13 protein-coding genes are annotated in these 13,696 nt (G+C 68.0%); 3 read left to right on the forward strand and 10 right to left on the reverse strand.

What is annotated here, in order from left to right:
• Positions 1-2: 2 nt before the first annotated feature.
• Positions 3-179: a hypothetical protein gene (locus tag NVV90_RS10880; RefSeq protein ID WP_258437325.1), complete on the forward strand. Its 177-nt coding sequence runs from the start codon at positions 3-5 to the stop codon at positions 177-179.
• A 126-nt stretch (positions 180-305) separates the two neighbouring features.
• A complete protein-coding gene (locus tag NVV90_RS10885) occupies positions 306-1,952 on the forward strand; it encodes a CdaR family transcriptional regulator (protein ID WP_258437326.1) in 1,647 nt (548 codons plus the stop codon).
• Positions 1,953-1,994: 42 nt separating this feature from the next.
• On the opposite strand, the gene menC is transcribed toward NVV90_RS10885, so the two are convergent.
• The 5 genes from menC to NVV90_RS10910 are packed head-to-tail and all read right to left on the reverse strand — an operon-like array spanning position 1,995 to position 6,876.
• Positions 1,995-3,125, reverse strand: a complete 1,131-nt coding sequence (menC, locus tag NVV90_RS10890; RefSeq protein WP_258437302.1) for an o-succinylbenzoate synthase — start codon at positions 3,123-3,125, stop codon at positions 1,995-1,997.
• Positions 3,106-3,990, reverse strand: coding sequence for a hypothetical protein (locus NVV90_RS10895; protein ID WP_258437301.1), 885 nt, complete (start codon positions 3,988-3,990; stop codon positions 3,106-3,108). The genes menC and NVV90_RS10895 overlap by 20 nt, the downstream gene beginning before the upstream one ends.
• A complete protein-coding gene (locus NVV90_RS10900) occupies positions 3,987-4,811 on the reverse strand; it encodes a serine hydrolase (RefSeq protein ID WP_258437327.1) in 825 nt (274 codons plus the stop codon). Before NVV90_RS10900 ends, NVV90_RS10895 begins: the two co-directional genes overlap by 4 nt.
• Positions 4,784-6,016 carry a prolyl oligopeptidase family serine peptidase gene (locus tag NVV90_RS10905; RefSeq protein WP_258441139.1) on the reverse strand — a complete coding sequence of 411 codons (1,233 nt, stop codon included), beginning with the start codon at positions 6,014-6,016 and terminating at the stop codon, positions 4,784-4,786. The genes NVV90_RS10900 and NVV90_RS10905 overlap by 28 nt, the downstream gene beginning before the upstream one ends.
• Positions 5,947-6,876 carry a hypothetical protein gene (locus NVV90_RS10910; protein ID WP_258437328.1) on the reverse strand — a complete coding sequence of 310 codons (930 nt, stop codon included), beginning with the start codon at positions 6,874-6,876 and terminating at the stop codon, positions 5,947-5,949. The genes NVV90_RS10905 and NVV90_RS10910 overlap by 70 nt, the downstream gene beginning before the upstream one ends.
• Positions 6,877-7,593: 717 nt before the next feature.
• Here NVV90_RS10910 and NVV90_RS10915 point away from each other — a divergent pair.
• Positions 7,594-8,445, forward strand: coding sequence for a M55 family metallopeptidase (locus NVV90_RS10915; protein ID WP_258437329.1), 852 nt, complete (start codon positions 7,594-7,596; stop codon positions 8,443-8,445).
• A gap of 287 nt (positions 8,446-8,732) precedes the next feature.
• Here NVV90_RS10915 and NVV90_RS10920 read toward each other — a convergent pair whose 3' ends face one another.
• From NVV90_RS10920 to NVV90_RS10940, 5 genes are all read right to left on the reverse strand, one after another.
• A complete protein-coding gene (locus NVV90_RS10920) occupies positions 8,733-9,197 on the reverse strand; it encodes a GatB/YqeY domain-containing protein (protein WP_258437296.1) in 465 nt (154 codons plus the stop codon).
• A gap of 36 nt (positions 9,198-9,233) precedes the next feature.
• Entirely contained in the window at positions 9,234-9,869 is a 636-nt protein-coding gene (locus NVV90_RS10925; protein ID WP_258437330.1) for a hypothetical protein, read from the reverse strand.
• 613 nt (positions 9,870-10,482) lie between these two features.
• Positions 10,483-11,811, reverse strand: coding sequence for a hypothetical protein (locus tag NVV90_RS10930; RefSeq protein WP_258437331.1), 1,329 nt, complete (start codon positions 11,809-11,811; stop codon positions 10,483-10,485).
• 800 nt (positions 11,812-12,611) lie between these two features.
• Positions 12,612-13,037, reverse strand: a complete 426-nt coding sequence (locus NVV90_RS10935) for a VOC family protein (protein WP_258437332.1) — start codon at positions 13,035-13,037, stop codon at positions 12,612-12,614.
• Positions 13,038-13,123: 86 nt separating this feature from the next.
• The gene (locus NVV90_RS10940; RefSeq protein WP_258437333.1) at positions 13,124-13,579 is read right to left on the reverse strand and encodes a VOC family protein; all 456 of its coding nucleotides are present in this window, start codon (positions 13,577-13,579) and stop codon (positions 13,124-13,126) included.
• Positions 13,580-13,696 lie beyond the last annotated feature (117 nt).

The following is a 13,696-nucleotide window of genomic DNA, read 5'->3' on the forward strand; positions in this document are numbered from 1 at the left end:
TCGTGCTTGTCCGGCCCCCGGATGACATCGAGGCGCTGCGCCGCAGGGCGCCCGAGACCGCTTCGCGCTGGCGGGCCGCCCTGCGCGAGAGCCTGGGTGCGCTCATGGATGATGGCGGGCGGGTGCTCGGCTTCGATTCCTCGCGCCGCTATGTCATCGACACGAAGGCGCGGTCCTGACCTTGGCGCCCTGCTCGTCCACGGAACACCGCCGGGCTGCATTCGGTAACACCGGACGAAATCGGGGTACGATTTCGTCGTGCGCAACAATGTCGAGTCGTACCGTCCGCCCGTAGTGTCGGAGACGTGCTCATTTCAGTGACGACACGTCCGCGCTCAAGCCTTGGCCGGGTGCTCGAAGACCTCGGAACGACCCTTCTTGAGCTCGTCTGCGGAAACGCGGAGGCCCAACAGCAGATCGAGACGGTCATCATCCACGACTGCCTCGACGATGCGGTCCCCTCACACGGTGCGCTCGTGCTCGGCGTCGGGATGCGCGAGAGCGAGGAAATCGTCGAGCTGCTCACAACACTCGCCACCCAAGACGCCGCCGGCCTCGTGCTCCGGGCGCCAGTGAGTGCAGACCCGGCGGTCATCCGCGCGTCCGAAGAATCCGGCATTCCCGTGCTCGCGCTGACCCGCGGCGCCTCCTGGGCCCAACTCACTTCGATGCTGCGCTCGCTCATCGCGGAGGGCGATGTCGGCGAGAGCGGACCACAAGGCCTCGGTGGAATGCCCGCCGGTGACCTCTTCTCGCTCGCCAACGCAATTTCGACCCTTCTCAACGCGCCCGTCACGATCGAGGACCGCAACTCCCGGGTCCTCGCCTTCTCCGGCAAACAAGACGAAGCCGATCCCGCCCGCGTCGAGACCATCCTCGGCCGTCAGGTTCCCGAGCGCTACCTGCGCCAGTTGGAACAGCGCGGCGTGTTCCGCGAGCTGTACCGCAGCACCGACCCCATCCAGGTCGCTCCCGTCGACGCCGACGCCCACGTGGCCTCCTACCCCCGGGTGGCGCTCGCGGTACGTGCGGGCGACGAGATTCTCGGCTCCATCTGGGTTGCGGTGCGCGAACCCATGCCGGAAGACCGGATCGGGGCGCTCAAGGATGCCGCGAAGCTCGTCGCGCTGCACATGCTGCGGATACGCGCCGGCGCCGACGTTGAGCGCAGGCTGCGGGCCGATCTCCTGGCCACGGTGCTTGAGGGCGGGGCCGGCGCAGCCGAGGCGGCCTCACGGTTGCGCCTCACCGATCACCGCTGTGTGGTGCTGGCGCTCGCTGCCGCAGATTCCGAAGAGGACGAGGAGGGCGGGCCCGCACATGCGCGTCTTCTCGCCGCACGGCAACGCATCGCCGACGCCCTCTCGATGCACCTGGGCGCGGTATACCCCCGCTCCGCCGCCGCCCTCATCGGCAACATCGTCTACGGTGTCGTCAGCGTTCGCCCGGATCAAGCCGACGCCGAGCGGCGCGCCGCACGAGTTGCCAAAGAATTCCTCGCCCGCATCGGCGGTGACCGGCGCCTGCTGCTCGGTATCGGCACCATCGCCGAAGACCATGCGGCACTGCCCGCTTCCCGCGTCAGCGCCGATCGCGCCCTGCGCGTGCTTCAACTCGGCCGCTCGCATGCCCAGCTCGCGATCTTCGACGATGTGCAGGTTGAGGCGCTTCTGGTCGAACTCGGAGACCTTGCCGCCGCCCGCGGGGACCGCCCCAGCGGCCCGGTCGCACGGCTGCTCGAGTACGACCGGGCACGCAACGCACAACTTGTTGAAACTCTCCGCGCCTGGCTGGATGCCTTCGGCGACGTCGCTGCGGCGTCCGCGCTCGTGTACACCCACCCGAACACCTTCCGCTACCGCCTGCGCCGGCTCTCCGCCATCGGACAGATCGACCTGAGCGACCCGGAAGCGCGCTTCGCAGCCATGATCCAGCTGCGCCTACTCAGCTAACGGCGAGCGCTCGCTCTGGGCTCTGGGCTCTGGGCTCTGGGCTCACTGTGGGGCGACCGTCAGGGTCGCTGTCGTCGCCTCGGCGAGCACCGCAGGGATCGGTTCGACGCCGATGCCCGGGCCGCTCGGGATCCGGATCCGGCCCTCTTCGATGCGGAAGGGTTCGGTGATGTCCTGCGTGTAGAAGCGCTCCGATGCCGAGATGTCTCCGGGCAAGGTGAATCCGGGCAGGCCGGCGAGTGCCGCATTTGCCGCACGTCCCAGGCCGGTCTCGAGCATCCCGCCGCACCACACAGCGACCCCATGGGCGACGGCGATGTCGTGAATACGTTTGGCTTCGAGGTACCCGCCAACGCGTCCGGGCTTGATGTTGATAATTGCCGCGGCCCCCAGGGCGATGGCGTCGGCGGCGGAGGCGGCAGAGACAATCGACTCGTCCAGGCACATCGGCGTCGAGATTTCACGGGCGAGGAGGGCGTGCTGGCGCAGATCGTCCTCAGCGAGCGGCTGCTCGATCAGCAGCAGGTTGAAGGGATCGAGCTTGCGCAGGTGCGGGGCGTCGACGAGCCGGTAGGCGGTGTTCGCGTCTACCTGCAACGGGATATCGCCAAAGCGCTCCCGCACTGCGCGGACGGGCTCGATGTCCCAGCCCTGCTGGATCTTGAGTTTGATGCGCACGTAGCCCTGGTCGATGTAGCCGCCTACGGCGGAAAGCAGATCCGGGATTGACTTCTGGATTCCAACCGAAACGCCGGACGGAACCGCCTCGACGGTCGTGCCGAAATAGGAGGCGAAGGAGATGTCCGTCGCCCGCAGCTGGGCATCGAGGATCGCCATTTCGAGCGCGGCCTTGGCCATGCGGTGGCCCACGATGTGCTCAAGGACGTGGCCGACGAGCTCGGCGGTGAGTGCCTTGCCCGCCTCCTGCCAGGCGTAGAGCGCCGGAATCAGGAAGCGCTGCAACACCTCGCGCGCGCCATCGAGGTACTCGGGCGAGTACACGGGCCCGTCCAGGACCACGCACTCGCCCCAGCCGGTCACCTCACGGCCGTTGTGCTCGGCGCTGACCTTGACGAGCAGCGGTGCGCGGGAGGTTTGGGTGCTGAACGAGGTGGTGAAGGGCGAGACGAGGGGCAGGGTGATATCGATGAGGTCAATGCTGAGAATGCGCACGTGCGGGGGTCCTTTCGAGACTGTAGTGGCCGCGGCGGGCGAAGTCGGTGACCTGCCAGCCGTCGTTCATGAGTGGTGCGAGGGCCTCACGGAGCGCGGGGCGCCAGCGGGCGGCCCGCTCGGGATGCTCGATGCGCATCGTTTCGATGTCGGAGGGGATCTCGACCCGGACGCGCTGCGCCGAGCCCGGGGAATCGAGGCACAGGCGCGGCACCCCGTCCTCGTTGTGCAGGACACAGGCCTCCGGTTCCGGGGTGCCTGCCGCGATGCGGGCACCGGGCTCCCGCAGCAGATCCCAGGCCAGCAGCATCCGGTCGCTGTCCTGGCCGCGGTTGATGCTGTCGGTCATCTCTCCGTAGAAATTGGGCAAGTATTCGCTTGCGGCTGTCCCGAGCCGGTGGATGTTGAAGTAGGCGTTGCGCGCAATGAGCGGATCAAAGGTCCACGTCATGGTGTCGGTCCCGCGGCGAAGGCACCAGGCCCGCTCATGGTGTTTGAGTGCCTTGCCGACCCCGGCCCCGACGCTCCCGCCGCGGACGCCCGCGATGTGTGAGTGCAGCGCCCGGTCCGGGGGCGGGTGGAAGAACCCGACGCACACGGCAATCAGGTCCGCGCCGCGGTAGGCGCCCGCCACGTAGTTGTGCGCGTGGGCGAGCGCGACGAGCAGGCCCGGGTCGATGTGCGGGGCGTTTCCCTCGGCCTTCCAGATCGTCGCGAGCAGGGCGGAGGCCAACTCCATGTCGGCCGGGTCGTGCAGGGTGCGGACGCTGATCCCGCTGGCCGCAGCCAGTGCCTGGGCCTGGGCCTCGGCACGTGAGGCGATCTTGTCGCGCCTGGCCTGGCTCGTGGGCAGAGCACCGGTCACGAGGCATCACCGTGGGGCATGTAGCGGTACCCGAGATAGGCGCCCTTCTCAAGCGGACGGAAGTGGGCCCAGCCCGCGGAGTCGGGCGCGGTGAAGAGCAAGACGCCGGGCTCGGTGGCGGGCACAAGCCTGAGGGTGGTTGCTTTGGGCTCCGCGCCGTCCTGCAGGATGTCGGTGAGTTCGCGCATGGTCAGCTGCGGACCATGCTCGCCGTTCTCGAAAGTGAGCGCCGCTGCGCCGGAGGCGTAGCTGAGCGGTGTCAGGGCAATCTCTGCGGCAAGCGCGGCGGACGGGCCCTCCGGGTCCGCCTGCAAGGCATCCGGAATCCGCGCCGCCGAGACGGCGCTGGCGGCATCGCCGAACAATTCCCGGTAGAGGCCATCCGGTTGGCCTCCCGTGCTCAGCAGCGCGAGCGCGAAACCGTCCTCCGGGAAGACCCGCAGATAGGCGCGTTGGCCGATGGTGCCCCCATCGTGTCCGTAGACGAATGTTCCTTTCCAGTCTTCGAGGAACCAGCCGAGCCCCCAGCCAATGGTCGCGGGCGATACTGCGCGCAGGCTCACCTGTTCCTCGAGCATGGCGCTGGCCGATTCGGCGGAGAGTATGCGTGTGCCGTTGGGTGCGATACCGCCGCGGAGCGCGGTCTGGGCGAAGCTGAGCAGGTCCCCGATGCTCGCCGTGATCAGGCCCGCTGGCCCCATGGAGCGCGTGATCGGCCACGTCGAAACCGGCGCGGCTGCCTCGCCGAAGCCAGTGTGCCCCGTTGCGGTGGCGAAGCGTGGGGCGTCCGAGGTCAGGGTGATCGTGTGTTCGAGTCCCATGGGGGGGGGGCGATGATGTGCTTGCGTAGCGCGGCGTCCCAGGTGCAGCCTCGCAGCACCTCGATGATCCGTCCCGCGACGACGAAGCCTGCGTTGCAGTACGAGAAACGCTCGTCGATCGGGTGCACCTGCCTGGCGCTCCTCAGTGACTCGACGTAGCGCTCGACGCAGTCATCGCCCGGGCCGGTGTCGGTGAAGAGGTCCCCGTCGATGCCGCTCGTGTGGATCAGCAGGTGCCGCACGGTGACGGCGGCAGCGGTGGCGTGATCCGCGAGGGCGAAATCGGGCAGAATGCTCTGCACCGGCGCATCCAGCTCCAGGCGCCCCTCGTCGAGGAGTTGCATGATGAGGACCGTTGTCCAGACCTTGGTGATCGAGCCGATCTGGAAAAGCGCGTCGTCCGTCGTGGATACCCCGGAGCCGGTGTCGAGCACTCCCGAGCTCGCCGTGGTGCACTCGATCGGGGTGCCGTTCTCGTTGAGCCGCACGATGCCGAACTGTGCGGCGGTGACCCCGTAGCGGGTGCGCAGAACGTCCAGGCGGCGGCGCCAGAAGCCGGCACCGTGGCCGGCGGCGGTGAGGCCGCGCGGCCGCGCGCGCGAGACGGGCCGTGTGTAGCTTTCGAGCCACTCGATGAGACGGCGGTTGTAGTCGATGCGATACTCGATCGGGCCGTTCAGGATGAACAGGTGGCTCCCGCCCGGGTAGAGAACAAGGCGGGCCGGCACCCCGGCCAGGCGCAGGGCCTTGAACCATTCCTCGCCCTGCCCGACGGGACAGCTTGCGTCCTCGGCTCCGTGCAGGATGAGGGTCGGCGTTCTGACATTGGTGACCCGGGCGATCGGCGAGCCGTCCAGAAGCTCGCGGTAGTGGCCCAGCGGCGCAACCCCGGTGCTCATCTCGGAAAAGTACGCGGCGTGCTCGCCATCGGCGGCCATGCTGGAGAAGTTGCAGATCAGGCCACCGGCGACGGCCGCGGCAAACCGGGGGGTCGTTGCCGTGAGCGCACAGGTGCCGAAGCCTCCGTAGCTGTAACCGGTCACGGCGAGGCGGTCGGGGTCCGCGAGGCCCTCGGCAACGAGCGTGTCGATCGGCTCGAGGAAGTCGCGTTCATCGGCGGTGCCCCAGCCCCCGTTTACGGCCCGGTAGAAGGCGTCCCCGTAGCCATCCGAACCGCGGGGGGGTTCACCATCAGGATGCGCCAGCCCTTCGCCGCCAAGACCTGGTGGTAAAGATGAACGCCGTCAGCGACACCGCTCCAGGCGTTGTGGGGGCCGCCGTGAATGTCGAGCAGCAGGGGCGCCGCGCCCTCGGTCTGCGGGGCCGAGAGCAACCACCCATGAACGCGCGTGCCATCGGTGATGGTGAACTCGCGTTCTTCGGCCTCGAACAGCTCGATGCCGGCCAGGGTGCTCTCGCGCAATCTCGTGAGCACCGTCAGGACGCCCGTCGCCAGGTCCAGCGTCGCGACCTCACCCAGGCTCTGCTGGGTCGTGAGCACGAAGGCCACACGCGCGCAAGCGGACGCCACGGACAGGGCAGAGACCACCTGGTGGGGCCCTGCGAGCAATGCCCGTGAGCCCGTGCCATCGGCGGCGAGCGCGTGCAGCTGCGTCCAGCCGCGCTCTCGTGGGCAGTAGAGGATCTCGGAGCCGTCGGCACGAAACGTCGGGCGCCCGCCGGGGTAGCCCGGGAAGCCGGCCATGACATTGCGGTCCAGCGCGGCAGTGAGCGAGGCGTCGGCCGCATCCGTGCCGAGGTAAAGACGAAGGAGCTCGGCGTTGCCGGTGCGCGGAGCGCGATTCCCGACCGCGATCACGGAGCCACCATCCGGTGACCATGACAGTGCCCCGCTGACGCTGGTGGCCTGGCCGATGCGGCGCGGCAGCGGCATCTTGGCGTCGACGTCGAGCACGTAGGCGCCGCTCGTCCAATCGAGGTCGCTGCCAGGTTCGATGGCGGCCGTGAAGGCGATCAGCAGGCCGTCGGGGGACCAGTTTGCCTCGCTGGCATTCCAGTCGCCGTCGCTGAGGCGCCGCACGTGGCCGGAGGCGATCTCGCTCACGAAGAGGTGCAGCCGAACGGCCGCGTTCCAGCCGAGCCCATCGGTCTTGAAGCCGAGCCTGTCGATCACGATCGGCTCTTCCACCACGGATCCCGTTGCGTTGCGCGAAACCGGTGCGGTGATGGCCAGGCGCAGGCCCTCGGGGCTGACGCGCGCGGCCGCAACACCCAGGGGGGGAAGTCGGCGGCGCAGCTCAGTGCCCGCGCCTCGCCTCCTCCGATGGGCAGCAGGTACACCTGGGCTGGTCCATCGGAGGCCCGCAGGAAGAGCACAGCGGAGCCATCGGGAACGAATTGCGGGCCGGAATCGGCCGGGCCGCTCGTCAGAGGGCGGGCCTCGGAGCCGTCGCTGACCGCCCAGAGCGAGCTGTGCGCCGTGCCGTTCAAGGTTTCCGTGCGGGTGAAGACCACGAGCGTGCCATCTGGCGAGATCGCGGTCTCGGCTCAAGCACCACGAAGCGCCCGAGATCTTCGAGCTCAAGCGGGCGGTTCGTAGAGGTGTTGGGCGTCACGGTGATTCCCCTTCTCGTGGCGGTGAGTCCACTGGTGTCTTGTCCCTCTACCTTCGACGCTCCACCGCCCCCGCACTTCGTCCGATCAAACAATGCTGAAGCCCTGCATTGGTTGCCCCGGCCCAGGCGCGGTGAGGTGTGTGGCCGCAATACTGAGGTCCATGGGCGCAGTCCCGTCTGCGCGCCCCACCTTCGAAGGAGAGCTCGTGAGCGTCAAGACATTCATCTCGATCGACATGGAGGGCGTCGCCGGCGTCGCGACCTTTGACCAGGTCGTCCGCGGCGGCTACGGCTATCCACGTGCACAGGAATTGATGACGCTTGAGGCAAACGCCGCCATCGCGGGTGCCTTCGACGCCGGTGCGGAGGAGGTTGTCATCAACGATTCGCACGGCACGATGGACAACCTGATCCACGAGCTTCTGGACCCCCGGGCCATCGTCGTGTTCGGCAGTCCGAAGGCGCAGTGCATGGCCGAGGGACTCACCGCGGATTGCGACGTCGCCTTGTTCATCGGCTACCACGCCCCCGCGGGAGAATACGGCGTGCTTGCGCACACCTTTTCAAGCCACTTCACGCAGGTACGGGTGAACGGTGCGGTGGTCTCGGAGGCCGAGGTCAACGCCATGTACGCGGCCTCGCTCGGGGTACCCGTCGGGCTCGTCAGCGGCGATGACGTGATCTGCCGCATCGCACGGGAGCAGTTCGCCGGAGTCGAGGCCGTCGAGGTCAAAGTCGCGCACGGCTACACGTCCACCGCATCGCTTGCGCCTTCCGTGGCCCGCGGAGCCATCCGCGACGCCGCGGCGCGCGCCGTGCGGAACGCGGCAACCCTCACCGTTCCGGAACTGCCGACGCAGTTCAGGGTTGCGGTGGATATGCCCACGGCAACCGCCGCCGAGCTTGCCCTGTCGATTCCGGGTGCGCGGCGCACGAGCGAGCGCTCGGTCGAATGCACGGTCACGGATGCCGGCCAAGTCCTCGGACTGATCGTCGTGTTCTACGAACTCGCCGCGAGCGCCATGCACGCCAAGACAGCACTCTTCATGCGGCGCTAAGCAGGGCAGGGACCCCGGAGCCCGGCCCGGGGGGCGGCAGGCGCCGTCCCGGCGCCGGCCCCCCAGAGCGTGGGGTGCCGCAGGCCGCCCACGCCGGGGGGGGGGCGGAGCGGCTTGCGTGGCCGGCCCCGTCAAGGGGGGGGGGCACGGGGGCAGGCGGGGAGCCGTTGACGCCGTCCGAGGCCCCCCGGAGCGTGGTGCGGGCCCGGGGCGGGCCATCGGCCGCGGCGGCACCCCTTCCCACGATGGCACCCCTTCGCCGGGTGGAGCCGGTGCGGGGGCGGCGGTCAGCTCAGGCGGGCCCGGACGAGGTCGCTAACGGCCTTGCCGTCGAAGCGGCCGGCGATCTTCGCGGTCACGGGCTTCATCACGGCGCCCATCTGGCGCAGGGTGGGTTCCTGGCCCTGGGCCCTGAGCGCGGCGAGGGCCTCGTCGATGATGGTTTCGACCTCGGCTGCGCCCAGCGCCCGGGGCAGGTAGCTTTCGATGATTTCGGCCTCGGCGATCTCCGCGGCCGCACGGCCGCTCTCGCCGGCCTCGGCGTAGATGCGGGCCGTGTCGCGGCGTTTCGCGGCCTCCTTCTGGAGCAAGGCCGTGACCTGGGCGTCGTCGAGCGCGACGGGGCTCTTGCCGGACTTTTCGCGGGTTTCGATCTCGCCCAGCACGTTACGGACCGTGGCCAGCGCGGTCTTGTCACGGTCTTTCATATGGGTGATGACATCGGCGTGGAGGCGTTCCTTCAAAGTACTCATGGCAACGGGGGTTCCTTTTCAGTGATGGGGTACCTTTCATTCTTCACGCCCCGCACCCCCCATGACGCACCGGGACGCCCCCCTCATGTGCAGATTCCTCTTTTGCAGGCACGAGATCATGCGTGCCCCTGCCACCGGGCCATGGCACGGCCCGGCAGCAAGGGCACACCCGCACCCGGGCCCCACCGGCGGCGAGCGCCCTTCCCGGTGTCCAGCCCCGTATTGTCCCGTGCTGTCCGGTGCTGTCCGGCAGGGTTGGCCCTTGGCGGGGTGGTGTGGTCGGTTCAGCGTCGGCGGCGCCGGCTGGGTTCCCGCGGCGTCCTGGGCCTTGCGGGCAGGCTTGGTCCGGACGGCATTGAAGACCGTCATCGTGACCGAGACCAGCGGTGATTTTTTCAGGTCCAGGTTCTCGTAACGCTCCCGGCTCTGGGAGAGGATCCAGGACGTCATGTCCCCGCCGTGCAGGTCCCTGACATCGCTGAGGATGTCGGAGGCGTGGTACCCGGATTTGGAACCGATCTCCATGACACGGCCCCGCCCGTCCGTACGGTAGATGACCTGCAGCTTCACCCGTTTGTCGTGCCGGGCCTGGGACCGGGAAATCGAGAGCAAACGCTGGTGGAGTTCGCCGATGCCCGCGAGGCGGCCCTTCGCCCGGGCGCTCTTGGGCATCTGGACACTGTACTGCCTGCCGCCCTCCGGGAAATCGGTGGTGGTGCTGTGGAACGCCCCCGCGGGCGGAGAGCCGCGCGAAGGTGCCCCCCGGTGTCCTCCGGGACCACCGTGCCTAGCCGGGGTGCCAGCCTTCGCACGCACCGGCACCAGATGCCCGTCCCTGCCGCGCCGCAGCGCGAGGGCATGTGCGTGACTTCACCGCGCTCGTGGAGCTCGGTCAACGCCTGCCGGTACGCCTCGCCGCGGCTTTGCCCGGCCGCGACCTTGCGCAGCATCCGCTCCGAACGGCCCAGCCGCTCCCCCAGCTCCTTCCACGTATAGCCGTAGACGGCCCTCAGGTGGAGGACCAGTTCCTGCGGGCTCATCCGGCCCGGATCAATGACAGCCATGGATCAATCCTCCGGGGTCGCGAACTCGGTGTCGAAAAACGCCGAGTCCGTGCCCGCCCGCACCGCCCGGACCCGCAACCGGTCCCGTTCCTCCCGGGTCAGCGGTGTCTTCACGTTCTCCACCACCCCCCTGCAGGCGCAGACGCCCGATCTTCCCGTCGTCCCCGCCCCCATGCCGGACCGGTTTCGCCCAGCCAGGGACGTAACTGGTGTAGATCGCGTCACCATTGATGCCCAGCAAGGTACCGGGAGGCACCGTCAACGCCCCGGCCGTGTCCGGCCCCCAGCGCGCTCGGGCCCAGCAGCACCCTCGCCCGGCCCCGCGCCCACACCTGGACCGCGAGTTCCGGCCGGTAATACGGGCGCTGCTGGGAAGAGACCGGCGCCGACACCCGGTACACGAACGCCTCGCCCTTGCGTTCCATGCTCGAAAGATATTCCGCCGGGACATCCTGCGGGCTCCACGCGACCACCGTCGAGGCCCGGCCCCGGGACGCAAACGCGCCGATCGTCTGGATCATGATCGCCCGTAACGCCGCGCTCACGCCCGCTTTGACCGGCACCGGCATTTCCGGGTCCGTGTCCACCAGCTCACGGATCCGGATCACCCGGTTCGCGAAGGTATCCAAGGGCCGGGCCGCGACAGCCTTGCCCCCGGCGCCGGCGATGGTCTTCGTGAACGCCACGGATTCCAGCGGATCGATCATCCACCCGGCCTTCCGGGCGACATGCAACTCGGCCGTGTCCGCCCAGGCCTGCCCGGCCGCGCCCGGCCGGTTCGGGTAATACCAGCCCTGCCCGGGATCACGGTGCTGCACGCCCAGGACACCGACATGATTCCATGACTCGGGGACCTTGAAGCGGACCAGCACCCGGGCCCTCGCGTAAGGGTCGCGGTCCAGCAGATCGACCGTGTCCGCACGGTTCAACCGTGTTCCCGGGCCGGTCCCGAGCTCCCGGCACAGCGCCGCGTACATGAAACGCCCGTCAACATACGCGAACGCCCCCAAACGAGGCCGGGCGGCCGGGTCCACCAGGGGCACGCAGTCCTCATGGGTGCTTGACGCCGGGCCCGCGACCAGATGCTCGAGATGGTGCTGGCCCGTGGTGCGGTGCAGTTCCTGGGCGATATCGTCCGTGACCGGTTCCGGATCCAGCCCCGCCGGCAACGACGCGGCCCACAGGTTCGTGCCCGTCGCCGCCGGGGTCTTCCCCAGCACCTGGCCTTTGAACGCTTCCCCGACCAGGAACGCCGTCGCGTCCCACGCCAGGCGGGCCTGTCCCGGAGACAGGGCCGTGTTCCCGAACCACTCCGCGGCCGTTCTCACCTCGATCCGCTGCCCCGTCGCGGCCCGTTCGAACCGGCCCGTCACCGGGGTCCCGAGCCAATGCCCCACCATTCTCCCGGACGGGTCGGCCCAGCCCGCAGACCAACCCGGCGTACGGACGAGGAGCCAATGCCGGACCGAACGCTCGTTCACCGGCACCCTTCCGGTGAACATCACCCGCTCCGCGCCCGCCCACCCCGCCATCTCCAGGATGTCGGCCAAGTTCGGGCTCTTCCGCCCCGCGCCCGGAACCGCGGCCACCCCACGGCCATCCGAAAACACCCCCGCCCCCGTGCTGTAGTCCACCCACACCGTCGGGACCTGCCGGAACACATACGGCCTAGCACGCACCACACCACCCCCACACACCAACCACCCCACACCAAAACACCACGAACACCCCACCCTACCCACCCACACCATTGCCAACCACCGGAAAGAGCCCTGCCACCCTGCAGACCACGGCGGCGACCCCAATGGAGCTTGCCCACTGGCCTTCTTCGGTGCTTACTGATGGAAGGAGCCCACACCGCAGTGCCCAGGAGCTGGTTCACTCCAGCCACGCCTTCACGGGCTCCAACGGCAAACAGACGCCAAGGATGACGACCGGAGGAAACCCATGTTCGCTCGAGTCAGCACTTACCAGCCGGGCCCAGGCACCACAGGCGCCCCCACCGAAGACACTGTCAACCGGGTCCTCGAGCTCCCCGGATGCCAGGGGATTTACTACCTCAAAGGAACTGGAACCACATCCCTTTCCATCACGCTATGGGACAGCGAAGAGAGTCTGACGGCAAGCCAGCAAGCTGCGAACGTGATCCGGACGGAGAGCAGCGAAGCACAACACATGCAGATCCTTGGCGTGGAGGAATACGAAGTCCTCACGCAACATCTTAAGAACTAGGACCGCGCCATCCACCCGTCCGGCACGCAGCCGTGCCCGCTCGGGCATGTGGGCATGAAAGGGGCCCCGTCCACACTCAATCGGACGGAGCCCCTTCGCGCTGGATGAAGCACCCGGACTAGGCGGCCGGGGCACCCGCAATGTTGACGAGCCAGGCAATGCCGAACTTGTCGATGCACATGCCGAAGGTGTCACCCCACGGTGCCGGCTCCAGCGGCATGGTGACCGTGCCGCCGTCGGACAGTTTGTCCCAGTAGCCGCGCAACTCGGCCTCGTCGGCGTTCTCGCCGCTCAGGGATACTGAGATGTTGTTGCCCGGCGTGTAATCCATGCTGTTGGGCGTGTCCGAAGCCATGAGCACGAGTCCGTTCCCGGAAACCAGCATGCCGTGCATGACCTTGTCGGCTTCGGCTGGATCTTCGCTGGCCTGGTATTCACCGAAGGTGCTGATGGTGAGTTCACCACCGAAGACAGTCTCATAGAACGTGATGGCGTCTCTGGCATTGTCGCGGAAGGAAAGATACGGGTTGAGGCGGGTTGTCATGGTCGGTTCTCCTCATTCGGTTGGCGGGCGCACGTCGCCGTGCCGTCATGCTAACAGGACGCAAAGGTGGCTGTCCTCCGAAACTTTCAGTCGCCGTCGTACGCCTTCTGCAGGACGTTGATGTCGAGCTTCTGCATCTGGAGCATGGCCTCCATGGCACGCTGGGCGCCGGCTGCGTCAGGGCCGGTCAAAAGTCCGGGCAGGGCAGTGGGGACGATCTGCCAGGACAGTCCGTACTTGTCCTTGAGCCAGCCGCATTGGCTTTCTTCTCCACCGGCAACCAGAGCATCCCAGTACTTGTCGACTTCTTCCTGGGTGGCACAGTTGACCACCAGCGAAACCCCCTCCGTGAAATTGAACGCCGGACCGCCGTTCAACGCCGTGAACTCCCTGCCCTCAATCTGGAACTCCACCGTGATGGCCTTGCCGTCGGGTCCAGGCATGGTCTGGCCGATGGACGAACCGGCAAAAAGACTTGTGTAGAACCCAGCGGCCTCCTCGGCCTCACTGTCGAACCAGAGGCATGTGGAAATCTTCTGCATGGTGCCACCCTTTCAAGACTCCGGAACCCTTTGGTCCCCGTTCGAGGCTAGTACCGCCGCATTCATGACACAACGCCCGGCTGCGGTGCGCACGACGACAGCCCCGGCTCCTCCACT

Source organism: Arthrobacter sp. CJ23 (assembly GCF_024741795.1).
Lineage (GTDB): Bacteria > Actinomycetota > Actinomycetes > Actinomycetales > Micrococcaceae > Arthrobacter.